At 48.2% G+C, this 24,399-nt stretch carries 23 protein-coding genes; 2 read left to right on the top strand and 21 right to left on the bottom strand.

All coding sequences use genetic code 11. The annotated features are described in order from the left end of the window. Positions 1-18: 18 nt before the first annotated feature. Both cydB and LKH74_RS08495 read right to left on the bottom strand, forming a co-directional pair. Positions 19-1,029, bottom strand: coding sequence for a cytochrome d ubiquinol oxidase subunit II (gene cydB, locus LKH74_RS08500; protein ID WP_135368173.1), 1,011 nt, complete (start codon positions 1,027-1,029; stop codon positions 19-21). Further along, positions 1,022-2,473 (bottom strand): cytochrome ubiquinol oxidase subunit I, encoded by a 1,452-nt coding sequence (locus LKH74_RS08495; RefSeq protein WP_287708247.1) that lies wholly within the window; start codon positions 2,471-2,473, stop codon positions 1,022-1,024. The genes cydB and LKH74_RS08495 overlap by 8 nt, the downstream gene beginning before the upstream one ends. A 284-nt stretch (positions 2,474-2,757) precedes the next feature. Here LKH74_RS08495 and LKH74_RS08490 point away from each other — a divergent pair, with 284 nt between their 5' ends. Then, entirely contained in the window at positions 2,758-3,702 is a 945-nt protein-coding gene (locus LKH74_RS08490) for an NAD(P)-dependent oxidoreductase (RefSeq protein WP_287708246.1), read from the top strand. 53 nt (positions 3,703-3,755) lie between these two features. Here the strand turns inward: LKH74_RS08490 and LKH74_RS08485 are convergent, their stop codons facing one another. The 8 genes from LKH74_RS08485 to LKH74_RS08450 form a co-directional block, all read right to left on the bottom strand. Beyond that, positions 3,756-3,968 carry a hypothetical protein gene (locus tag LKH74_RS08485; protein WP_287708245.1) on the bottom strand — a complete coding sequence of 71 codons (213 nt, stop codon included), beginning with the start codon at positions 3,966-3,968 and terminating at the stop codon, positions 3,756-3,758. Beyond that, entirely contained in the window at positions 3,943-4,503 is a 561-nt protein-coding gene (locus LKH74_RS08480; protein ID WP_287708244.1) for a hypothetical protein, read from the bottom strand. The genes LKH74_RS08485 and LKH74_RS08480 overlap by 26 nt, the downstream gene beginning before the upstream one ends. 138 nt (positions 4,504-4,641) lie before the next feature. Further along, complete coding sequence (gene rfbB / locus LKH74_RS08475) at positions 4,642-5,652, bottom strand: dTDP-glucose 4,6-dehydratase (protein WP_287708243.1); 1,011 nt, start codon at positions 5,650-5,652, stop codon at positions 4,642-4,644. Positions 5,653-5,725: 73 nt separating this feature from the next. Beyond that, positions 5,726-6,796 (bottom strand): LCP family protein, encoded by a 1,071-nt coding sequence (locus LKH74_RS08470; RefSeq protein ID WP_287708242.1) that lies wholly within the window; start codon positions 6,794-6,796, stop codon positions 5,726-5,728. Positions 6,797-7,715: 919 nt separating this feature from the next. Continuing rightward, positions 7,716-8,735 (bottom strand): lipoate--protein ligase, encoded by a 1,020-nt coding sequence (locus LKH74_RS08465; RefSeq protein ID WP_287708241.1) that lies wholly within the window; start codon positions 8,733-8,735, stop codon positions 7,716-7,718. A gap of 59 nt (positions 8,736-8,794) precedes the next feature. Beyond that, on the bottom strand, positions 8,795-10,201 hold the full coding sequence (locus LKH74_RS08460; RefSeq protein WP_287708240.1) for an APC family permease: 1,407 nt from the start codon (positions 10,199-10,201) through the stop codon (positions 8,795-8,797). 171 nt (positions 10,202-10,372) lie between these two features. Further along, a complete protein-coding gene (locus tag LKH74_RS08455) occupies positions 10,373-10,849 on the bottom strand; it encodes a hypothetical protein (RefSeq protein WP_287708239.1) in 477 nt (158 codons plus the stop codon). Continuing rightward, positions 10,833-10,958 (bottom strand): hypothetical protein, encoded by a 126-nt coding sequence (locus LKH74_RS08450; RefSeq protein WP_263854499.1) that lies wholly within the window; start codon positions 10,956-10,958, stop codon positions 10,833-10,835. Before LKH74_RS08450 ends, LKH74_RS08455 begins: the two co-directional genes overlap by 17 nt. A 581-nt stretch (positions 10,959-11,539) precedes the next feature. Here LKH74_RS08450 and asnA point away from each other — a divergent pair. Next, the gene (gene asnA, locus LKH74_RS08445) at positions 11,540-12,547 is read left to right on the top strand and encodes an aspartate--ammonia ligase (RefSeq protein WP_287708238.1); all 1,008 of its coding nucleotides are present in this window, start codon (positions 11,540-11,542) and stop codon (positions 12,545-12,547) included. A 69-nt stretch (positions 12,548-12,616) separates the two neighbouring features. Here the strand turns inward: asnA and LKH74_RS08440 are convergent, their stop codons facing one another. From LKH74_RS08440 to LKH74_RS08390, 11 genes are all read right to left on the bottom strand, one after another. Further along, complete coding sequence (locus LKH74_RS08440; protein ID WP_287708237.1) at positions 12,617-13,606, bottom strand: NAD(P)H-dependent flavin oxidoreductase; 990 nt, start codon at positions 13,604-13,606, stop codon at positions 12,617-12,619. 68 nt (positions 13,607-13,674) lie between these two features. After that, a complete protein-coding gene (locus LKH74_RS08435; RefSeq protein WP_287708296.1) occupies positions 13,675-14,202 on the bottom strand; it encodes a TetR/AcrR family transcriptional regulator in 528 nt (175 codons plus the stop codon). Between the two features lie 206 nt (positions 14,203-14,408). Beyond that, positions 14,409-15,074: a potassium channel family protein gene (locus LKH74_RS08430; protein WP_135368185.1), complete on the bottom strand. Its 666-nt coding sequence runs from the start codon at positions 15,072-15,074 to the stop codon at positions 14,409-14,411. 13 nt (positions 15,075-15,087) lie between these two features. Continuing rightward, positions 15,088-16,440 (bottom strand): TrkH family potassium uptake protein, encoded by a 1,353-nt coding sequence (locus LKH74_RS08425; RefSeq protein WP_287708236.1) that lies wholly within the window; start codon positions 16,438-16,440, stop codon positions 15,088-15,090. Between the two features lie 555 nt (positions 16,441-16,995). Continuing rightward, a complete protein-coding gene (locus tag LKH74_RS08420) occupies positions 16,996-17,886 on the bottom strand; it encodes an LCP family glycopolymer transferase (protein WP_287708235.1) in 891 nt (296 codons plus the stop codon). Between the two features lie 586 nt (positions 17,887-18,472). Then, positions 18,473-19,312 carry a dTDP-4-dehydrorhamnose reductase gene (gene rfbD / locus LKH74_RS08415; protein ID WP_287708234.1) on the bottom strand — a complete coding sequence of 280 codons (840 nt, stop codon included), beginning with the start codon at positions 19,310-19,312 and terminating at the stop codon, positions 18,473-18,475. A 21-nt stretch (positions 19,313-19,333) separates the two neighbouring features. Further along, positions 19,334-20,362 (bottom strand): dTDP-glucose 4,6-dehydratase, encoded by a 1,029-nt coding sequence (gene rfbB / locus LKH74_RS08410; RefSeq protein ID WP_287708233.1) that lies wholly within the window; start codon positions 20,360-20,362, stop codon positions 19,334-19,336. A gap of 11 nt (positions 20,363-20,373) precedes the next feature. Further along, positions 20,374-20,955 carry a dTDP-4-dehydrorhamnose 3,5-epimerase gene (gene rfbC / locus LKH74_RS08405; protein ID WP_287708232.1) on the bottom strand — a complete coding sequence of 194 codons (582 nt, stop codon included), beginning with the start codon at positions 20,953-20,955 and terminating at the stop codon, positions 20,374-20,376. Positions 20,956-20,957: 2 nt separating this feature from the next. Further along, entirely contained in the window at positions 20,958-21,827 is an 870-nt protein-coding gene (gene rfbA / locus LKH74_RS08400) for a glucose-1-phosphate thymidylyltransferase RfbA (protein ID WP_287708231.1), read from the bottom strand. After that, positions 21,824-23,248: a lipopolysaccharide biosynthesis protein gene (locus LKH74_RS08395; RefSeq protein WP_287708230.1), complete on the bottom strand. Its 1,425-nt coding sequence runs from the start codon at positions 23,246-23,248 to the stop codon at positions 21,824-21,826. Before LKH74_RS08395 ends, rfbA begins: the two co-directional genes overlap by 4 nt. Before the next feature lie 29 nt (positions 23,249-23,277). After that, a complete protein-coding gene (locus LKH74_RS08390; RefSeq protein ID WP_287708229.1) occupies positions 23,278-24,399 on the bottom strand; it encodes a glycosyltransferase family 4 protein in 1,122 nt (373 codons plus the stop codon).

Genomic DNA, 24,399 nt, shown 5'->3' with positions numbered 1-24,399 from the left:
CGAAACAAATTTGTCAGTTTAGGCGTTTTGCTTTGGTGAAGCCAAGCGCTTGTAGAAGACCCAGTAGCTCCAGATGAAGTAGACCAACACGATTGGCAGGATGCTAAACGTCAGGATCGTCATCAGGTGCAGCGTATATGGGGAACTGGATGAGTTCTTGATCAGTAACGAGTAAGCCGGATTGTTGGCAATCATGACCCGCGGGAATAACCCGTTGAAGATCAAGACGACCACACTAATCAGCGATAATCCACTGCCAATGAAGGACAGCCATTCGTGGTTGCCCAAGACGCCCCAGTAAGCCAAGCAAGTGAAGATGACCAGTGCCACCACAATGGCCGTAGTCGTCAATGGCTTCTTGGCAAAGAAGTCGGTTGAGAAGTACAGCAGAATGGCAAACAGGACTTCCCCCGCAAAGAGCACGGGGTACAAGACCTTGTTCCAGGCCAATGCCCGTTCGCGCAAGGCCCCAGAAGTCTTCAGCCGGATGAAGTTCAAGCCGTGGACCAGAGATAAGACGGTCACAGCGACCCCACCGACTAAGGAGAACAGGTTGACGTAATCGAAGAAGTGCGCGGTCATGTCGCCGTTCTTGTCGATTGGCATCCCGGCAATCATCGCCGTGAACAGCATCCCAAATAAGAATGCCGCACAGAAACTACCAATCGTTGACGCCCATTCCCAGAAGGTCCGCCATTTTTCCGTGCGCATATTCGCTCTGAATTCAAACGACACGCCCCGGAAAATCAAGGCAGCTAAGATCAGGAACAGCACCAGGTAGAACCCGGAAAACAGCGTCGCGTACCACATCGGGAAGGAGGCAAACATGGCCCCACCAGCGGTGATCAGCCACACTTCGTTGCCGTCCCAGTGAGGTCCGATCGACCGGATCACCACGTCACGTTCGGCTTCATTTTTGGCGAAACTCTTCACGAGCATCCCCACACCGAAGTCGAAGCCTTCCAGAAAGAAGAAGCCACTAAACAGCACACCGATCAGAATAAACCAGAGCAGTTGTAAGTTAGTCATGGTTGAACGCCCCCTTTGAGTACGGATCAAGGTCAGTATCGCCCGCCGCATACCCATCGGTATTTTCAATATCCGGTCCGGCCTTCAACGTCCGGTGGCACAAGACGATCATGACGACGCCCATGCCGGCAAACATCAGGAAGTAGATGATGTTTGACGTGAGTAACGACGCAACGGAAACATTTGGCGAAACCGCATCGGCAATCGTGAGTAAGCCGTAGACAACCCATGGGTACCGCCCAAATTCAGTGATGAACCAACCAGCCGTGTTCACGATAAATGGTAGCCACAGGCACAGTCCCAAGATGTACAGGAACCAGCGTTGGCTCATGATCAGCTGCGACTTCTTGCGGTTGAAGAACAAGCCCACAATCGCTAACAAGGCAAACAGTGCACCCGCGCCAGACATGATCCGGAAGCTCCAGAACAAGGTCTTGGTTGGAACGTAATAATTAATATCATTGCCATATTTCTTGTCGTATTTCGCATGCAATTCCTTGTTAATGGTGTTCATCCCTTTGATGGTCCCCGTCGTCTTGTGGTAGCTCAACAGGTTCAAGACGTAAGGCACATCAACGGACCAGGTGGTCTTGTGTTGCTTGTTGTCAAAGCCGGCAATCGCCGCCCATTCACCCTTGTTGGTCGAGTCCTTGTAGAGCCCTTCCATCGCGGCAAACTTCATCGGTTGGTTGTTGATCAGGTAGCGACTTTGAATGTCCCCACTGGCAATAGAGCCCAGCGAGAAGATCAGGCCGATGACCAACGCAACGTTCAAGGACTTCCGGTAGAACGTGACGTGATCTTTCTTCAGTAACCGCCAAGCCGCACAGCCGGCAACTACGAAGGAAGCGGTCACAAACGCACCGAAAATCACGTGCGGAAATTCACTCCACAGTTGGGGGTTGCTCAAAACGGCGCCGAAGCTGACCATTTGAACGTGACCCGTTTGTTGATTAATGATGTAACCTAATGGGTTCTGCATGAAACTGTTGGCCGCCAAAATCCACAGTGCCGATAGTGAAGACCCGAACATAACTAACCAAATAAACAGCGTGTGGACCCACTTATTGAAGCGGCCCCAGGTGAACATCCACATCCCGATGAACGTGGATTCCATGAAGAACGCGGCCAGAGCTTCGATCGCCAGTGGCGCACCGAAGATATCCCCCATGAACCGCGAGTATTCAGACCAGTTCATCCCGAATTGGAATTCTTGAATAATCCCGGTGACCACACCTACGGCGAAGCTATACAGGAACATTTTGCCCCAGAACTGCGCCATCTTTTTGTAATCCTCATCACCTTTAATCGCATACATGGTTTCCATGACGGCGACAACGAAGGCTAACCCGATGGAAAATGGAACGAAGAAGAAGTGAAAGACAGTGGTCATTCCAAATTGGAATCGCGCTAGGCCTAGGATATCCAGACCAAGATTTAACATTTTTCTAACCTCCCCAAACGTTATTAGTGTAAATAAATAATTGCTGTCTTGACTCTATTATATCGAGTGATAAGTCAATACGCAATGGTTCAGTGTCAATCTACCGAAAGTTAATGGATTACATTCGAAATTTGTGTGCAATTAAGTTGTTAATCGTCGTGACACTTTGGAAAATGTGTGTCGTCAATGTAAGCGATTTCGCCGATTTAACGGGATTCCTAGGTGGAAACGGGTCACTCGTGCTAAAATATAGGAGACGACATCCGTCGAAGGAGGTTTTTCACATGACAGAAAGATTATTCACCTTTCCAACTCTCAATCAAGCCCAAATTGCACAGCTGACAGCCCTGGGCGTTGAGGTCGTTCCCGCCAGTGACTGGGAAACGGCGACTGATATTGACATCATCTTTGGTTGGGGCGAACACGGCGCCGCGGTGCTGCAAAATCCGCAAAACCACGTCCGCTGGATTCAAACCTTTAGCGCCGGGGTCGATTACCTGCCGCTAGACTGGATCCAAGCCCACCACGTTCAGGTGACCAACGCCAGTGGCGCCTATTCCGCCGCGATTGCGGAGTCCACGATCGGCTACCTGCTGTACTTCCTGCGCGACTTCAATGACGCGGTGAAGAACCAGGCCGGTCATTTCTGGCAGGTCCCAGCTCGCACAGAATTAGCGACTCTGGCCAACCAAAAAGTGGTCATCTACGGGACTGGCAGCATCGGCCAACACATCGCCGAACTGCTCAATGGCTTTGGCAACTACCCGTTTGGCGTCAACCGCTCCGGTCACGGCGTTGCGGGCTTCCAAGGCACGGTCAGTCTCAAGGATGACGCCGAGTTGGTCAAAGACGCCGACGTCATCATCAATGCCATGCCCGCCACGGCGGAGACCACGCACTACTTTAACACGGCATACTTCGATCAACTCAACGGCGTACGCATCTTCGTCAACGTCGGTCGCGGCAAGTCCGTCGACGAAAACGCCTTGATGCACGCGTTGCTCTACCAAAACGTGTTGAACGCCGCCTTGGATGTCTTCGAGCACGAACCACTCCCGAAGGATTCCAAGCTGTGGGACTACCCGAACGTCTTGATTACGCCACACCAAACCGGCTTCGACGTCGATAACATCCGCCCCATCTTCGGTTACCTGACGGATAACCTGAAGAGCTGGGAGGCAGATGGCACATTGTCTGTGAACTTAGTTGACGTCAGTCGTGGTTACTAAATTTTGTTAAGAAAAACGCTCTTGCCGATTTGATTTGGCGAGAGCGTTTTTTGCTAGTGGTGCGGAAAGATGACGCGTGTGTGGATCATCTGGTCTTTAATCAGTGCCCAATTTTTTGCGTCGACTTCATCTGGTGAGTGGTATTGCAGATCATGTTTCAATTCTGCATCCCCACCAGGCATATTGATATAGCGCAAAACTTCATCGCGCAGTTGTGGGTCGATGTCATATGCTAGACGGTCAATCTTTTTCTCTGTTTCTGCCATGGGTAGCTCTCCTCTCCGTAACATACTTCTCAATGTCATCTAGAAGAAAAATATAATTGTTCACCACATTATCCTGCAAGTAGTAATTCTTAACGACTTCAAACCCGTCAATTTGTGTCAGTCGGTAAACATGGTCAGCAATGCTACTGTATAGCTGCAACTTATCAATCTCATCGTAGTACACGTAACTTTCAAGAAGATTAAGCTTCCGAAAACACGCGCCAAAATCCGCAATCAGCATTGCGCGGGCAATAACCGATTTACCCAGTCGTTGATTCTTAAATTGCTGATAATTTCCTTGGCGTAATTCGCTTTGATACTGCGTAATCGTTTTATCTAAAATCTCCGCCACATTATTTTGGTAAAATTCATAAGCCTGAATCGTGTGATCAAATCTAGTGGCAGCCAAATCGATCCGTCGATTTCGTAAGACGACCTGTAACTGGATCAAGGCAATCACGATACCGCCAATCGTAGCTACCGAAACAACCGGCGCCAATAAAGGCGCGAGTGTCAACCAAAACACCACTGCCATCCCTCCTAAAGAAATTGGAGCGGTCAGAAGCGTTCACCCAGTATACCATAAACGCCACCTAACGTCCTGTCACCAGCTTACTGAACCCGCCGGCGAGCCGCTAGCGAACGCGCGTTTTTCGATGATTAAAAAAATAATTTACTGTCCGTTCTGACGATACGCCGCCTCAACCGCGGCCTTGGCCCCCTGCCACCACTCCGGATGATCCCGGTACCAGTCAATGGTCTGTCGCAATCCGGCCGCAAAGTCCGTGACCTCGGGACGCCACCCCAATTCATCACGCAACCGACTGGCATCGATGGCGTAACGGACGTCGTGTCCCGGTCGGTCTTTGACCCAATCGAAGGCGTCGGCGGGCTGACCCATCAGCTTTAAAATGAGTGCCAAAACGTCCCGATTGCTGTGCTCGCCATCTGCCCCCACCAGGTAGGTCGCGCCAATCTGGCCGCGCGTCAAAATCTCCCAGACCGCCCGCGCGTGGTCGTTCACGTGAATCCAGTCGCGGACATTGGCCCCGTTGCCATAGAGTTTCGGGCGCCGGCCACTCAAAATGTTGGTGATTTGGCGCGGGATAAATTTTTCAATATACTGATACGGTCCGTAATTGTTCGAACAGTTAGAAATGGTTGCTCGCAAACCAAACGACCGCACCCAGGCCTGGACCAGCAGATCTGCGCTGGCCTTAGAGGCCGAGTACGGACTGCTGGGTTGATAACGGGAGGTCGGCGTGAATTTGGCCCCGACCCCGTTTTGCCGCAGCGGTAGGTCGCCGTACACCTCATCCGTTGAAATTTGGTGATAGCGCACGTCAAATTGACGGCAGGCTTGCAGCAACGTGTAGGTGCCGACGATGTTGGTCTGAATGAACGGGTCCGCGTCTTGTAGCGAGCGGTCGTTGTGACTCTCGGCGGCATAGTTGACCACGGCATCGGTGTGCGCAACCAACTGATTGACCAGCGGCGCATCCGCAATGTCGCCGACCACCAACCGAACCCGGTCGGCCGGTAAGCCCGCTAAATTGGCCCGGTTGCCGGCATAGGTCAGCTTGTCCAACACCGTCACCTGCACTTCCGGGTGCTGGGCCACCACATAATGGACAAAGTTGGCGCCGATGAAGCCGGCACCCCCGGTTACTAGTAAATGGGTCATCTGATCCCCTCCTAACCCTCATTATGCAAAAAGGACCGCCGCCAATCAAGTGCGTCGGTCCTTTATTTACAGGTTAATAGCCGCCACCGGGGCCGCCGTTATTACCGGTGTCCGTGCCAGTATTGGTATTGTCCGTTGTTGTCGTCGCAGTCGATGACGTCGCATCCAACTGGGCAATCGTCCCGGTCGACTTGTGCGTCAGACCCAAAGCGTTACGGATGTAGTTCGTGATTCGCTGGAGTTCGGACTTTGAGGCCACCTCCATGCTTTGACCGTTGATGGTTTCACTGGTTCCCTGCAGGTGCGTGGTCTTGATGTGGTGCGTGGCCTTACGATAGTTAGTGGCCAGTGCCGTCAGGTCATCGAAGGTCAAGTCGGTTTGCGTTTGCTTGGAAAGAGACGAAATGAAGGATTCATTTAGCAACGACGTGACCGAGTTGGACTTGTTCAGTAAGGCCATGATGACCTTGCGTTGCCGCGTCTGGCGGCCGTAGTCGCCCAGCGGGTCATCGTCACGCATCCGGGCGTAGGCCAAGGCCTTCTTCCCATTCATGTGGGTGGAGACGCCCTTTTTGAAGGTGTAGCCGCCGTAGCTAAAGGACAGTGTCGGCTTCAAGTCGACCCCGCCGACCTCGTCGATGATTTTCTCCATGCCCCCCATGTTGATGATGGCGTAGAAATCAATTGGCACATTCAACATGTCCTGGACCGTCGTGATGGCCGTCTTGGACTTGCCATAAGCGTAGGCCGCATTGATCTTAGAAAGGCCGTAGCTCTCATAACCCGGAATGGTCACGGCCGTATCCCGCGGAATACTGGTAATCGTGGTCTTGTTCGTGGTGGGATTTAAGGTGACCACCATCATACTATCGGTCCGGCCGGCAAAGGTCCGCCCCAGCGCCCCGGTATCGGTCCCCATCAGCAGGATTGAGACGGGCTGCTTATCCTTCAAGACCTGGTTCACGTTCCGCAATTTTTTCACGCCGGACGCCTTATAGGTCTTATCGACGGATTTTTTAATGCTTTGATATTTATGCATGCCATACGCCGTACCACCTGCCAGTAACGCGATCACCAACACGATGAGGAGGTTGCGGATGGGATGTTTTTTTCGACGCGGCCGTTGCCGCTTTTCCATTTCCATGCTTTGATAGCCACCCTTTCAATCCAGCCGATTCTGTGCCGACTGGCGGATTTTTCTGTTTTAAATCGACTTGACCATGACCATTATAGGGGTTGTGCCTTAAGGCAACTTAAGTTCCGCCCAACCTTAAGAAAAAAACAAAGCGTCACCGACTATCCAGTGACGCTTCCATCGCTGTCAAATTAAGCCTCTGAAGGTTGCAAGTAAAGTTAACGCGCTGATTGCTGTAACGACGGTGTTCCGACACCTAAAATTGGTGAAACCAGGCGCCTACATCAGCCAGGATTCCGCCTGCTCTGGGGGACACCTCCAGCCTGAGAAGCAGGCTTCCAGTTCGCTTTGAAGCCTTACAAAACCCGTAAGTCTCCAAAGTCGCCCCGTGCTGTAGGCTGAGAAAGAACCTCAGCCAACACCATCGACACAGCTGGCTCCACCCTGGCTGCCTCCGGCAAAGGTGATGTCTATCAGCAACACTGTGTTAATGATAGACTAGCCGCCAACGCAGCTACTATCTGGGGTTAAGACGACCGTTACTGGTAAGTACTACCGTAGCCGAGAGTTCGCCAAATATGGGTTCAGCCGCTTAACAAGAGTTTGACGACAGGCGGTTAACTGGCGAGCATTAACGGTGCTAGGCGGATAATCCCGGGTTTGGATTATTTGCCTAGCAGTGTTAAGCGGAACCAGTTGCCTGTTGGCGCACGTTTCGGCCATGAAGCCACTTTGAGACGTGAGCTTCGGCTCAAAGCGAGGTGTCGAGACCGTTCTTTGGCTCGGCCCGTCCGCCCCAGCGTTCCAACCCATATTTGGCGAACGGTAGGCGGCCAGTTCGCATCATGTGGCTGTAAACGACTATTTTTAACGCCATGAATCGCATGCTAACAGTAGTTTCAGCTAATTTTCGTCTTTCAACCTTCAGCTAAGCCTGTGGTTGCTTGCTCAACAGGTCGACCAAGTCTGTGGCCGGAATCTTGCCGAAGTAGCTGGGCACGTCCAACTGGTCAAAGACGGCTTGAATGGCCGCCGGTGAATAGGTCACGCCCGTTAGTTTAGCCGTGACGTCCTCAATCGGCAATTGGCCAAAGAAGTCGCCGTGAATCTGAATGGCCTTGATTTTCCCGCCATCGACGTCCAGGTCAAATTCCACCGTTCCGGCTGGAAAATGGCGACGCCGCGTCAACGAGTAGGCTGGGTCATTGCCGTAGATCCAATCCCAATTGTTAAAGTATTGGTCGGCCAGTGCCTTGACTCCGGCCTGATCTTTAGCGGTCAGGTTATACTGATGCGCCTGCGACAAGTCTGTGACCCCGAGGATTTCCTTGGCCAGGGTATCGCGGAATTCTTCGATGGTCAACTGCTGAAACTCCGGCGCACAGTACGGCTTCAGATTGGTGACCCGACTGCGCACGGACTTGATGCCCTTGGTGGCGAGCTTGTCCGCTGGCACCTGCAGGGCGTGGGCAATTTGTGATTGGTCCACGTCGTACATCAACGTCCCGTGCGAGAACATCCGACCATTTTCCACGTGCATGGCGTTGCCGGAGAACTTCTTGCCATCGATGGTCAAGTCGTTGCGCCCGGTCATGGCCGCGCCAGTGGCCCCCATTTGGTGAAGGGCCTTGATTACCGGATCGGTAAATCGTTTAAAATTACCCACGGCATCCCCGTCATCCTTGGTAATGAAGCTAAAGCTGACGTTGCCCAGGTCATCGTAGACCGCACCACCCCCGGACGTCCGCCGGGTCAAGATGATGTTGTGGTCCTTGACGTACTGCTGGTTGATTTCCGCCAGCACGTTTTGATACCGCCCGACGATGATGCACGGTGAGTTCACGTAGAAGTATAAGATGGGTTCCGTCAAATCGGCGTGCTCCATCAGATAGGTTTCAATCGCTAAATTTTGCCGAATATCTAAACTTGGACTTGCTAAATAACGCATCCAGTCATCCCTCTCACATAGTCTGAGAATAGTTTACCACAAATGAAAGCGTTATCGCACTATGCAGCCAAGCGCACCCGGCTGTGATGATAGCCGTAGCTGACGTAGACGATCAACCCGAGGACGACCCAGACGCCAAAGGCTTGCCAGGTGAAGGCTTGTAGCTGCGTCATCAGGTAGACACAGGCCAGAAACGACGCAATTGGCAGATACGGGTACCACGGCACCTTGAACGAGGTATCCAGGTTCTTGAAGCGTTCATCGTGACGCAAAAAGACGATGCCCAACGACACCATGGCAAAGGCCGACAACGTCCCAATGTTGACCAGTTCCGCGATCTTATCAATCGGAATCACGGCCGCAAAAAGACTGGCGACCACACCAAAGATCCAGGTATTGGCAACCGGCACGTGGGTCTTGGGGTTCAAGCGCTTCAGTGAGGCTGGCAACAAGCCGTCGCGACTGATGGCAAATAACAGCCGCGTGCCGCCATAGGACATGACGATCAGCACGGTCGTCATCCCCACGATGGCCCCCAGGGAGATCACACCGGACGCCCAGTTTTGATGGACCAGCGTCAACGCCAAGGCCACCGGATCAGCGACCCCCAGCTTGGTGTAGTGAACGACGCCGACCAAGACGGCCGACAAGCTAATGTAGAGCACGGCTGCCACCAACAGGGAGCTGATGATGCCGATTGGCATGTTACGTTTGGGATTCTTGACCTCTTCACTGGCCGTAGACACGGCGTCAAACCCGATGTAGGCGTAAAAGGCCACCGCGGCGCCCTTGAAGATGCCGCTGGTCCCAAACGGCAGAAACGGGTTGTAGTTCGCCGGCTTCACGTAGAAGATGGCAATGCCGATAAACAAGAGGATGACTAAGATCTTGACGATGACCATGATGTTATTAATGCGCGCGGATTCGCGAATGCCCTTGGATAACAGCCAGGCCACCAACATGGTGATGACCAGCGCCACGATGTCGATGCCACCCCCGTGGACGCCCGCGGTTCCCGAGGCGGCTCGCAAGAAGTTGGGTAACTTGATGCCAAAACCTGCCAGTAGGTTTTGAAAATACGACGACCAACTGACCGCGACCGATGAGACCGCAAAGAGATATTCGGAGATCAGCGCCCAACCCAAAATCCAGGCGGCAAATTCGCCGAAGACGGCGTACACGTAGGTGTAGGCACTCCCTGCCAGTGGAATCGTTGAGGAGAATTCCGAGTAACACAGCGCCGCCATGGCACAGACGACCACGGCAATCAGGTAGGATAACATGACGCCTGGTCCGGTGTAATTGGCCGCAATCAAGCCGGGCGTGATAAAGATCCCCGACCCAACGATGGCGCCAATCCCCATGGTGGTTAAACTAAAAGCAGTCAAGGTCTTCTCCAACCCCGTCTTGCGGTACAAGTCCGTTTGCACCTGCTTTTTAATAAAGAGTTGCCGTGGTCGTCCCACTGACATCCCCTCCTTTCGACCGATTAATTAAAATACGATTAAAACTAATTAGTATATTCTAATTTCATTTAGCCGAAATGTCAATAGAAAATCCGCTGAAAACGTTCTCTGTCAAGGTTACCCGATCCTTTGCTTAGCCAAACTAGCCGGTCGCCTGTTCAGCGTTGGCCGTTAAATCCGCGGCCGTTCTCGCCGGCCGCCACTGACGGGGGCGTGGTCGAGAAAGGCACTGAGCTTATTCTCAAAGGCCGCCTGCTTACTGGGCAACTGAGGGCGTTTTTGCGCCAGCCGCACCAAGCTGCGGTAACTGGCACTGCCGCCCAGCTGGGCCACCTTGCGATCCCGGTCGGCCACCACCTGAGCCACCACGGTCAGGGCATTGTTGATGCCATACTGAAAGCAGCGGTTCTCGGCCGCAAAGCGTCGATGACGGTCGCGGGTGATCAGAATGTCATAGCCCACCCGGTGCCGCGATTTTTTTCCCATGGGGTGGTCACTCAGGCGAATCTCCTTTAACACGTCGTGATCTAAATGCAGGTAAAGGCTGGGTGTGCGGTGATGGGTCACCGTCACGTGAATGCCCGCATTACGCAGCTGAATCAGCAATGTGTGGATCAGCCGTCGGAGCTGGTCATCTTCTGGGTTCATCGGCAGCCTCCTCAACGTGAATGCGGTCGGTGACGGTCTCCCCCATCTCAAGGGTGCGGGCCGCGCCATTCAGCTGGCCGTTCAAGGTAAACAAGTCTTCAAAATGCATGCTGGTCATCCCCTACTCTTAAAGTTAGTCCCAGCATACCGTGTTTATTCAGACCGGTCTAGACCCGCCAATTCACCTACAGAGAAACTTAAACTCTCATAATTTAATTTATGCCAGCCGCCATTGGCAAATTTATTTTTGACGGGCGACGCAGACTTTTTTTACTATAGAGGGCCCCTCCCCACGCCCAAAAAAATCTCGTCAAATTTTAATTTACGTATTTACAATTTGAAAATTGGTGCTAGTATTAATGCCACAAGATAAAAAACGCAGGAAAGACCAGTACGTTTGATCACCCCGTCAGTGAGTTGGGACTTAGTGCAAACCCAATCGGGCGTGAGCTTACCGAATAACACTTTCTTAGTTGCTGCCTGAAATGACACCGTCACGCTAGGGTAAGCCGTTAACCGGTACGTTACCATCGGTAGAGTATGTTTGTACTCTAATTGAGCTGGCCGATCAACTGGATCGACAACTTGGGTGGTACCGCGAAAAGGTTTTTCGTCCCTTGATTTCACAAGGGATGGAAAACCTTTTTGTTTTATCTTAAAAAATTTGGCCCACAAAAGGAGAACGTGCTTATGCATTTAATTATTCCAAAATCATACGATCCAAAATTATCCGTGCGGGAGACCCAGACCGCGATTCGCTACATCCGGGAAACCTTCCAAGAAGAATTTGGTAAGCAATTAAATCTGTCGCGGCTGTCCGCACCGATGTTTGTTAAAAAGTCGACCGGACTGAACGACAACTTGAACGGGGTCGAAAAGCCGGTCTCCTTCACCATGGCCGACATGGGCGACGAAACCATTGAAATCGTCCACTCCCTGGCCAAGTGGAAGCGCGTGGCCTTAAAGCGGTACGGCTTCAAGATGCACGAAGGTCTTTACACCAACATGAACGCCATTCGTAAGGACGAGGACCTCGACAACTTCCACTCCGCTTACGTGGACCAATGGGACTGGGAAAAGGTCATCGCCAAGGACGAACGGACCGAAGAGACGCTGAAGGCCACCGTACGGACCATTTTCAAGGTCATCAAGCACATGGAACACGAGGTTTGGTACAAGTTCCCTGAAGCCGTCCACCACCTGCCAGACGAGATTCACTTCATCACGACCCAAGAACTGGAAGATATGTACCCAACGATGACGCCGCGCGAACGGGAAAACGCCATCGCTAAGAAGCTGGGCTGTGTGTTCTTAATGAAGATCGGCGACGCCTTGAAGAGCGGCAAGCGCCATGACGGCCGGGCCCCCGACTACGACGACTGGACGTTGAACGGGGACATCTTGTTCTGGTACGAACCATTAGACCAATCCATCGAAATCTCCAGTATGGGCATCCGGGTCGACGCCGCAGCCATGAAGCGTCAGCTCAAGTTGGCCCACGCCGAAGACCGAGCTAGCCTCCCCTACCACCAAATGGTCTTAAACGAAGAAGTCCCTTACACCATCGGCGGCGGCATCGGCCAATCTCGGCTGTGCATGCTGTTGCTGGGCAAGGCCCACGTCGGCGAGGTTCAAGCCGCACTGTGGCCGCAAGAAATGATCGACCAATGTGAAGCTCACGGAATTCACTTATTGTAAAAACGCAGACGATAAAGAAGCACACCTAGTGACCGTTAGCCAACGGTGCATTAGATGTGCTTTTTTTCATTATTCAGCTAATTCCGGCAGATCAGCAACTTGCCGCAAAATGCGAACACCTTCCTGATACGTGTCTGCCAAAATCTGGGCGACCGGCTTTTGCTCCTTGATCAACGGGGCAATCTGCCCAACCATCACGGCCCCCTTGTCGGTCACATTGCCTTGTTCAGAAGCTTGCCGTAGCGAACTCGTCGCTAAGGATTGGAGCTTCTCAGCTGCCACACTCGGCTTATTTTCCCGTTCGACTTGCGCCATTTTGTCTGACAAGTCATTTTGGAGCTGCCAGCACGGGGCTCCAGTGGCAGCTCCGGTCATCGTCACGTCACCATCAACCGCTTTAACCACGGCGTCCTTAACGTTCTGATGTGTGCTTCCCTCAGTGGCGACCATGAAGGCCGTCCCCATTTCGATGCCGGCATAGCCAAATACTCTCGCCGCAGCATAGCCTTGACCGTTGGCAATCCCACCAGAGGCAACCAATACCGCGTGTTTGACCACTGCACGCACCTGCGGCAATAGGGCAAAGGTGCCTTCTTTAGAAATGTGACCGCCACCTTCCCAGCCCTTGGCGATAATGACGTCGGCACCGCAGTCATCCGCTACCTGGGCCTCTTGGCTGGTCATGACCTTGGTTAAGACCGTCATCCCCAAAGCATGCCACCGATCGAACCATTTCTGTGTAAATTCATGAACGAGTCCAGCAAAATTATCCGCATAGATGTAACCCACTTGCTCTTTGGCAGCAATCTCCGTAATTCGTTCGAGATTGGCTTCCGCCTCGGGAAAGAGCGTCACGTTGATGGCAAATGGTTTCGTGGTCAATTGCCGCGTGGCTTTAATTTCACGTTCAACCACTTCCGTTGGGGCAAACCCCACCCCCAGTACACCAAAACCACCGGCATTGCTAACAGCGCCCACTAATGGTGCCATCGAGGTCCACGCCATTGGACCGCAGATAATCGGATACTTGACATTCAAAACACTTTCTAGAGATTTCATCAGGATCACTCCTCATTCAGAATACCCTAAGTGTACCGAGTCTTTCGCCAACAAGGTAGACACTTTGGCTAATCTGTCAAGAGCTGGGCGAGTCCTTGAAAAACACAGGTGTTGATCACCTGAACCAAGTCCGCTTCAGACACGTCCTGATGCTGAAAGAACCAGAGAATCGTCGCAATCATTGAGGCCGCAAACAACTGGGCAAAATAGTCTTGTTGCCGCGGTGGCGTGTTCGGCCAATACCGACGGACCTGGGCTGAAATAGACTGGGCGACCTGATTCTGAAATTCAGCGCGTAAATGCAGTTGCTTGCGCTGAATGGCAAATAGCCGCCGAATGATTGCTTGCTTCGACCGCAATAAACGCAAGCTTTCCGCCGTCGTTTGCATGTCCATGGTCCGCGCACTCGTAAAGGCCTGACTCACCCGTAAGATGACGTCCTCTAACTGCGTCGCCAAAGTCTCTCGCGCAAGGTCATCTTTGTTATCAAAGTAAACGTAAAACACGGTCCGCGTCACCCCGGCCTGCGCCATAATGGTCCGCACTGATAGTTTTTCGTAAGGGGTAGATATTAGTAGTGTCAAAAATGCCTGCATAATTTTGTCGTCTTCCAAGATCATCTTCCCTTCCTGGCTAGGCATCGACTGCCTGAGCCTAAAAATGCCATCCGCTTCTCCCATCAGAAATCAGCGGATGACACTCTCTTATAATGGTTAAATCCGATCACGCATCCCCAGCAGTGGCTATCACGCACTACCCAGCTGTCGGCGCGCTTCTTCAACCGACTAACGCATGAAACAGCTTACTTCTTCAACGTCGCATCCAGCTTCTCCACGTTGGCGATTGGCCCGACCACCGTCAACACGTCATGGAGCTGCACGATGTCCGTGGGTTGCGGCGAGATGTTGATGGCATGGTCGTGTTGAATGGCGATGACGGTCAGGTCAAAGCGCCGGCGCAAGTCGAGTTTGACCAGATCCTGGTTAACGAAGTTGGGATCGGTGATGACCACCTCGGCCAGCGTATACTCGTCGCTCAAGTCGATAAAGTTCAGAATGTGATTCGACAACAATTTGCGCACGATGCTGTGACCCATGTCCCGTTCAGGGAAGATGACCTGGTCGGCCCCCACGCGTTTCAGCACGCGGCCGTGGTCACTGGTTTCAGCCTTGGCAATCACCTTTTTGGCGCCCAATTCCTTGGTCAACATGGTCGTCAGGATGCTGGCCTCCATGTTGTTGCCGATTCCCACGATCACGTAATCGAAAGTGTCGATGTTGAGCCCGCGCAAGACGTCTTCGTCGCGAGTATCCGCAATCAACGTCTGCGTGGCGATGTCCATCATTTCGTTGACGGGCTCTTCCTTGACGTCGACCGCCAAGACGTCTTGATGAGAGGCCACTAGTGTTTGCACGACGCTTTGGCCAAACCGGCCGAGTCCCAGCACCGCAAAACTCTTTTTCGTCATTTTAAAAAACTCCTTAACCAATTAGAATATTTTCTTCTGGGTAACGAATCTGGTTGAACTTGGTTTGCCGCTTGGACAGCGAGTACAGCGACGTGAAAATACCGACCCGCCCGATGAACATCAGCAGCATGATGACCAGCTTGCCGATGACCGTTAGATGCGGCGTCAAGCCCAGGCTCAAGCCCACCGTGCCAAACGCGGATAGCACCTCAAAGACGATGTATTCCAGACCAAAGCCTTTGGGGATGTGCTCTGTTTGGGTCAAAATCAGCGTGGCGATAACAATCACGACGCTGGCCAAGAAAATCAATAGCAGCGCTCGATTGATATTATTTTGACTGAAGCGCCGCCGACTGAATTCGACGTCCTTCTTGCCACGAATCTGAGCAATGCTTTGGAGCATCAGCACACCAAACGTGGTGGTCTTGATCCCTCCGGCCGTGGATCCGGGCGTCCCGCCGACAAACATTAAGATCATCAGCAAAAAAATACTCCCCGCCTGCAGGTCGTTGGTCGGCAAAGTCACTAACCCGGCCGTTCGCGGCGTCACGCTCAAGAACAGCGTGTTGACGGTCCGGTTGAACCACGACGTCCCCTTGGGCAATAGCGTCAGGTCCTTTTCCGTGACCAGCAACAAGACGAAGCCGACCACAAACAAGGTACCAGTCGTGACCAGCGTCAATTTGGAGTTCAGACTGAGTCGTTTACGCTCGTGATACAATAACAGGTCGCGCCAGACCAAAAAGCCCAGGCCCCCGCCGATGATCAGGATGATGGTGACAATCAATAGGTAGGAATCATCCTGAAAGCCCATCAGGCTATTGCCGAAGACATCGAAGCCGGCGTTACAAAATGACATGACAGCATGATAGACCGACGTGTACAGCCCCCATTTCCAGCCGTAGCGCGGAATAAAGTCGACTGCAATCAAACACGCCCCACCGACCTGGAAGAGCGCAGAGAGGCCGAAAACGTACTTCATGACGCTCTTGGTATCGCTCAGATTCTCCAGGTTCAAGGATTCCTTGACCATCAGCTGCGTTGACAGGTCCAAGTTACGCCGGATGATGTTAAATAACAGTACGGCAAAGGTCATGTACCCCAGCGCGCCGATTTCAGAAAGCACCAGAATCACGATCTGCCCAAACAACGACCAGTGTTCGGCCGTGTTGACCACCGTCAGCCCGGTGATACAGGTCGCCGACGTGGCGGTAAAGACGGTATTGATGAAGCTGGTGCCCTGCGGTTCGTTGGTCGCGGCGGGCAGACTCAACAGAATCGTCCCCACCGTGATCAGGATGATGAAGCCCCAGACCATCTTTTTCGACAGTGTATCAAACAATTTAAAACGCGAAATTTTTTCCATAAGTCTTCCAGTCCTAATTAAGCTATTCTCTTCAGCTTAAGGCAATTGTGACGGGAAAACAATACCCATTTCTACCCGATTTTTCGCTAATACGGTGGGCAAATGGCTGGGTGGTTGGGCGGTATCGGTTCCATAGAAAATAAAAGTAAAAATCCCCACTACAATCTGTCGTGCGGGCCGGATGGCGTTAACCTTTGCCACCCGTTGGCCCCCGGTAAGCACCTAATAATAGACCGTAGTAAGCACCAAATAACTGACAGTATTGACAAGATTGCGTCAACGATAAAACCATTGGCCTTATTGTAGATAATAACTGACTTATTTTTGCCAACTTTGAGCTGAACTGCCCGGCTGGGAACAACTGGCGCTGTTCCAACAGCCTGACGTGGCATTTTGACTTGCACGATATCTGGTTTGTCCATAATAAAAACCTCACCAATTTATTTGATGAGGTAATCCTATCGTGTTGTGACCATCAATCATAGACGGTCAGCTATTAGGTGCTTACAATTGAGGGGCCTCCCTCGATTCTCGCCTTTTATTATCGACTAAAAATTACTTAACAGCCGCTTTGTTCAATTGCTTTGTCGTGAAGACGGCAGCCTTACCAGTCGTCTTGTGGGACAAGCTCAAACCTTTACGTGCTTTGTTCGTAACACGTTGTAATTCAGACTTCTTGATGACCTTCATGTTAGCGCCATTCAACTTCTTCATCGTACCATGAAGAGCAGTCTTAGAAACCGTCTTAGTTGCACCACGGTAGTTCTTAACCAAGTTGGACATCTCGTTGAAGTTCATGTCCGTCTTAACGGCGCCAGCCAAGGAGTTGATAAATTGTTGGTTGAACAACGTCTTGAACGTTGCATTCTTCTTCAACACTGCAGAAAGCACAGCTTGTTGACGAGCTTGCTTCCCGGCGTTGGTCCCCTTAGGATCGGCCTTGTAAGAAGCAACATAGGCCAGAACCTTGTTACCGGTCAAATGGGTCTTAACACCCTTCTTGAACTTGTAACCGTAATTAGAGAACGTAGCGCTAGACTTAATCGTAACGCCACCACCCTTGGTAACAACTTGCTTCAAGCCACTAGGCTTAGCCACAACATAAAAGTCAACAGGCACGTTTAACATGTTCTGAGTCGTGTTAATCGTACTCTTTGTTCCGCCCCAAGCATAAGCTGACTTAAACTTAGAAGGTGCCTTCTTAGTGTAGCCGGAAACACGTGTGGCCGTCATATGAGGAATACTTGTCACCGTAGTCTTCTTTTGTGAGGGGTTCAATGTAATCAGCATTGTACTATCTGCACTAGTCTTACTATCCGCACCAATAACCAATAAGGAAATAGGCTTCTTCTTATTGACTTGCTTAACGACATTACGTTGCTTAGCAGCCGCCGTTGGAACGAACGAACTGTTAACAGCATTCTTGATGCTTCTGTAACGGGTCATCCCATAGGCCGAACCTCCAAGTAACAAAACAAGTGTTCCTAAGAGCACTGAATTTCTCAACGTGTGCTTCTTCTTTTGCATATAAAACTACCTTTCCTTATGTAAAAATTAACCCCTAATCAGACAACCTAGTTCATCGGAATTCATCCTAGCATCAGTACAAAGTCTCGTTAAGCAAGACAATTTACAAACCATATCAGTGTAACCTCTAGTCCACCTAATGATGTTGTCAACGAACTCCGCTGGCTAAGTCATCTACTAATTGATCAACTCTACAAATTTTATTCAAACTAAGTGGCAAATTGCAATCTTAGACATAGAACTGTGTTGAAGAATAAGATTCAACAGGAATAACTATAACATCTACAATTATACTTCTTGTTGATTATTCTCACAACACTTTCTGCATCAACTGTTCATGCCATTGTTTGAATTCTCGACAGCATTCGATGGCTCCAACCTACCATCGACCAATACCTCCACCGCTATAAAATTAATTCTTCTACTCAATATTCACTAACTCTCAATATTTATCTACTTCCCACAAATGAAGTGACGATAACTAGCATAAAGTCAAACTCAAGCTTTACAAATCACTCTTAAATTTTCGTAGAGCCTCTTGCCAAGAAATTACGGAAAAGCCCGTCGACTTTGCTTTTTCTAAACTCATGACAGAGTGCTTTGGCCGGTAAGCCTTCTGCGGGAACTTTGAAGAATCCACAGGATGGATCGTTACTTGCTTGTCCTTCAAGATTTCGCTGGCAAACTCAAACCAGGAACAGGAATTATCATTCGACAACTGATAAATTCCATACTCTATCCGATTTTCAACAGCATAGGTCATGAAATCTGCTAATGTCTTCGTCCAAGTGGGACGCCCTACTTGATCATCAACCACGGAGAGTTCGTCATGCGTCTCAGCCAACTTCAGCATGGTGTACACAAAGTTCTTACCATACTTTCCAAACACCCAAGAAGTTCGAATGATATAATACTTACTCATAATTTTTTGAACAAGCTGCTCACCCTGATACTTGGCTAAACCATATTGATTTTTAGGATTCGCACTATCCTCTTCTGAATACATTTCTGAGTTCGTACCATCGAAAACGTAATCCGTGCTAATGTAGACCAGTGTCGCTTTTACTCGCTCAGAAGCAATTGCCAAATTACGAGTTCCTTCAACGTTAACTAATCCATTGGTCGTTTTCCCCGGTTCCTCTTCAGCCGCATCAACTGCCGTATAAGCTGCACAGTCATAAACGACACTGGGACGTTCATTCTCAAAAAAAATATCCACGGCCTTGGCGTCAGTGATATCCAATTGTGTCGAATCCATGGCCAAATACTCTATCCCTCGAGAATCTAATAGATGTCGCAATTCAGTCCCTAATTGACCACTAGCCCCTGTTATCAAAATCTTCATTTACTCAACCTCAATTATCTTTTATTGACCATTTTTGGCATACTTGGCTTCAACCTCAGCCTTTTCAGCCTTCCACCAATCTTCGTGTTGCTGATACCAATCGATTGTATGCTGAAGGCCTTTCTCAAAATCGGTAAGTTCCGGTTGCCAACCCAACTCCGTACGAAGCTTAGTAGAGTCAATTGCGTATCTTAAATCATGACCCGGACGATCCTTAACGTGATCATAAGCATCTTCTGACTGACCCATCAATTTCAAGATAATTTCAAGAACCGTCTTATTATCCTTTTCACCATCTGCACCAATCAAGTAGGTTTCACCAATCTTACCCTTTGTTAGAATAGTCCAGACAGCTCGCGAATGATCATTCGTATGAATCCAATCACGAACATTCTTTCCTGAGCCATACAACTTAGGACGACTACCACTCAGAATGTTAGTGATTTGCCGCGGAATAAACTTTTCAATATGTTGGTACGGACCATAATTATTTGAACAATTAGAGATCGTCGCTTTCAAGCCAAAGGAACGAACCCAAGCCCGAACTAAGAGGTCTGAACTGGCCTTAGAAGACGAGTAAGGACTGCTAGGACGATAGGGACTGTCTGGTGTGAACTTCTCACCAGCACCCTCTCCATGTCCAGGGAGATCCTCACGAAGAGGTAAATCTCCATAGACCTCATCAGTTGAGACATGATGGAATCGTACATCATACTTACGGCAAGCCTGAATTAACGTATAAGTTCCCACGATATTCGTCTGAATAAATGGCGAAGGGTCAATTAGAGAATTATCGTTGTGACTCTCAGCAGCATAGTGAACCACCGCATCTGCCTTCTGAACTAACTTGTCGACCAACGGTGCATCACAAATATCACCAACAACTAACTCAACTCTGTCTTCAGGCAAACCTGCCAGATTAGCCCGGTTCCCAGCATAGGTTAGTTTATCCAAAACCGTAACATGCACTTCCGGATGGTTCTCAACAACGTAATGAACGAAGTTAGAACCGATGAAGCCAGCACCACCGGTAACAATTAAGTTCTTCATGCTAATCCTCCCTAGATTTCGCCGTAAACAAACGGATTATTCTTTTCAAATTCAGTAAATGTTGGTTGGTTCGCATCTTTTTCGGATGTAATCGCTTGGTCAAAATCAATTGGCCATTGAATTCCTAATTCCGGTGTCTTGAACGAAAAGCCCCCATCAGCTTCAGCATCATAGTAGTTGTCACACTTGTACAAAAAGTTAACATTATCCGTCAGCGTCACAAAGCCATGCGCGAAGCCCTTAGGAACTAGCAATTGACGATGGTTGCTTTCAGAAATAATGTAACCTTCCCATTGCTTGTATGTAGGTGAACCTGCACGAACATCGACAATCAAATCTAACACTGCACCGGTAACAACCCGAATCAGCTTAGTTTGAGCCGCTTTCCCCCGTTGAAAATGAAGTCCACGTAAAACGCCAGCCTCTGCGGACAAGGATTGGTTGTCTTGAATAAAGTTAAAATTGATTCCGGCCTCTTTAAAATCACGATCAGAGTATGTCTCTGTAAAGAACCCTCGTTTATCACCAAAAATTGCTGGTTCAATAATCTTTACATCCTGCAATTTTGTTGACGTTACTTTTAATTTTCCCATAGCTATTCCCTCCCAATTAGTCTAAGCAAATACTGTCCATAATCATTTTTCTTTAGTGGCTGGGCCAACTCATAAACTTTATCTGCGTCAATATAACCCATCCGATACGCAACTTCCTCTAAGCAAGCTATCTTAAGATTCTGACGCTTTTGGACCGTAGCAATGAAACTGCTTGCTTCCTGTAACGAATCGTGAGTACCTGTATCTAACCAAGCAAACCCTCGTCCCATTAATTCAACATCTAGTTCGCCCTTTTCGAGATAGGTCTTATTAATATCCGTAATTTCTAATTCACCACGGGCAGACGGCTTTATATTCTCAGCAATATCTACAACCTGATTGTCATAGAAGTACATCCCGGTAACAGCATAGTTGCTCGCTGGATGTTCAGGCTTCTCAACAATAGACTTAGCATGCATGTGTTCGTCAAAGTCAACAACTCCAAATCGCTCTGGATCATTTACGTGGTAACCAAATACCGTTGCTCCTATTTCCTTTTGGCTAGCCTGCTGAAGTAATTTCGACAAACCACCACCATAATAAATATTGTCTCCCAAAATCAAGCAAACAGAGTCATCGCCGATAAAGTCTTTACCAAGAATGAAAGCTTCAGCAAGCCCATTCGGCTTGTCCTGAATCTTATACGAAATATTTAATCCTAAATCTTGTCCATCACCAAATAGATTTTCAAATCGTGGGGTATCAATCGGAGTTGATATAATCAAAATTTCTTGAATTCCAGCCAGCATCAATGTGGACATTGGGTAATAGATCATTGGTTTATCATATATGGGTATTAATTGCTTTGAAACTGCTCGCGTTATAGGGTAAAGTCGTGTTCCCGATCCCCCCGCTAAAATGATCCCCTTCATTCTTCATAATCTCCAATTCTTCTTTTTATCTGTGTAATAATGGATTTAAAAATATAGCCCAACACTTCTTTATCAATGAATATCGTTAGTATCAAAAGGCAACAATTTAAAGCTAACATTAGCACCTCATTCGATATTAATAACATCACCGCAATCTGAGTTCCAACTACTAAGTGATTCATCAAAAAGTTTTTTTTATCAATCTTAATCCTCGTTATCTTTTTAGTATCAAAATAACGAATAACAAATATAACTAGGAAGCTTAACATTGAACTTAAACCAGCACCATTAATTCCCATTTGAGGAATGAAAATCATGTTAAACATTATATTTAAAACTGCACCCAGTACCGTAGTTACAAAAATTCCAGTTGTTTTTTTTGCAGCAATATAATTTGTACCCAAGAAACCGGACACACTAGAATAAACCACTGTAAGCAACAAAAAAGGCACTAATTTCCAAGACACATAAAACTGCTTAGAAACGACTAGGGACATCATCGGTTTGACAATAAATAGAATTGCAGCCGTTGCTAAAAACAACATTTCTAAGTACATTCTAAATACGTTTGAATAAAAAGCTTCTCGGTTCTCGGAAGAATATTCTTCAACTGCCGACATTTGCCAAGACTGAAAGAAAATAGAGTTTAAAACTGAAAGTAAACTAGGAATTTTGTTAGCTACTGCGTATAATCCGTTTGCCGATACACCTATGAAATAAAGAATAAAGTACCTACTTGATGCGTTATTAATCCACCACGCAAAGGCATTAGGTATTAAAGGGATACTATAAATCAACAATTTATGAATAAACTGCCACTCCAGTAATTTACGATCAATATACATTTGTACGCGCAAACTAAATATCAAAAACAGAATTGAAATTACTGTTGCTATAATAATTGACCAAAGGTACCCATTCACACCATATTGAAATACCACTAAAAATAAAATATTTGAACCCGTCAAAAAAAGAGTCGTAATAATTCCATTTGCCGCAAACGTTTTTACTTTTCCAATTGCTCTAGCAAATTCCGACATTAAGGATTGAAAACTCTGAAGAACAACTATTATATACAAAAAAATATAAAGATCGCCAACTGCAATTTTAAACAGAGGAACGACGAGTAACCCGAGCGCACTGCAAACAATCGTGACAAAAAAGGAATTCGTAAATACTTTCTTACTATCGACACCGTCATCTAAAGCAAACCTAAAAGCCGCATCAAATATACTCAAAGTTATAATTGGTAACAATAAGTTAGCTGTTGTTTGTACTAAATCAACGGCGCCGTACTCCTGCGTACTCAGCGTAAAAGTATAGACCGGCACCATAATGATTGTAATTAACTTACTCCCTAAATTGCCAACTGCAAAAATAAAGGAGTTTCCTATTAATTTTTTATACTTACTTTTACCCAAAAAGTTACAAACCCCTTAACAATCGTAAATTATTTAACATCAACTAAACTTGAAAAAATTTTCTCATATTGACTAAGCATCATGTCTTTCGAGTAATTTTCAATTACAGTCTGGTGCCCTTTTTCACCATGAATCTTAATTAATTCTGGTCTTTGGACATACTTTAAAACCGCTCTATAAAGAGCAGATACATCTCTTGGAGTGACTAAAAAACCATTTTCATTGTCTTTAACAACTTCAGGAATTCCGTTAACGTTGCTTGCAATGACAGGAGTTTTTGAACACAGTGCTTCCAAAATGATCATAGGAAATCCTTCAAAGAGTGAAGGTAACAACAACACGTCTATTGAATCAAGGACATTATTCACATCTTTTTGAAATCCATACAAGGTTACATTCTTCTCTAATTGATTTTTTTTAATATAGCTTTCAATGAAGGATTTCTGATCACCATCACCGACTATCAGCATCTTGTAGTTAACCTTCTCTTCCCTCAGAACTACAGCTAACTTTAACAAATAATTTATTCCCTTCTGCGTAGAAAGTCTTGAGACAAACCCCAGAACCAGCTCATTGTCTCGTCGAACATAAAAAGATGTTTTTTTATGCGTATCAGAAAATGCGCTCACGTCTATTCCGTTATAAACAACGGATATTGGGGTTCGTATTCTCTGCTTTTCAACAACATGCTTCAATTCTTCAGCAACACAGACAACTTCATTTGTTAAAAATCGATTCAATTCCCCTTCAATCTTACTTCTAATTATCCTTTTCACTTTACCAATTGAAGGAACATCTAAAACATTAACATGCATCGTCCAAACTACTTTAGTCTTCAATCCGCAACAGGCAATTCTCACAATATACCCTGCAATGTAGCCATGGACATTAACAATGTCAACATTGCTTTCTTTAACATACTTTCTAATTTTAAGCATAGATAAAAAGTCGAATTTGCCAGATAAGCTGACATTTAAAAATTCACTTTGCTTAGGTAGCTTTTTTTGAAAATACGGTGAATCCTTCGGTCCTGCAAGTGTGACATCATACTCACTTCTAGGCAGGGAATTATAGATATAGAATGCTACTTCTTCTTCTCCACCTGCTTCTCTAAATGCATCCACGATTAATATATGAACTTTATTTGTCAA

Source organism: Levilactobacillus sp. (assembly GCF_022646225.1).
GTDB lineage: Bacteria > Bacillota > Bacilli > Lactobacillales > Lactobacillaceae > Levilactobacillus > Levilactobacillus suantsaiihabitans.
The sequence above is the reverse complement of the archived record's forward strand: the minus strand, read 5'-3'. Positions and strand labels throughout refer to the sequence as shown.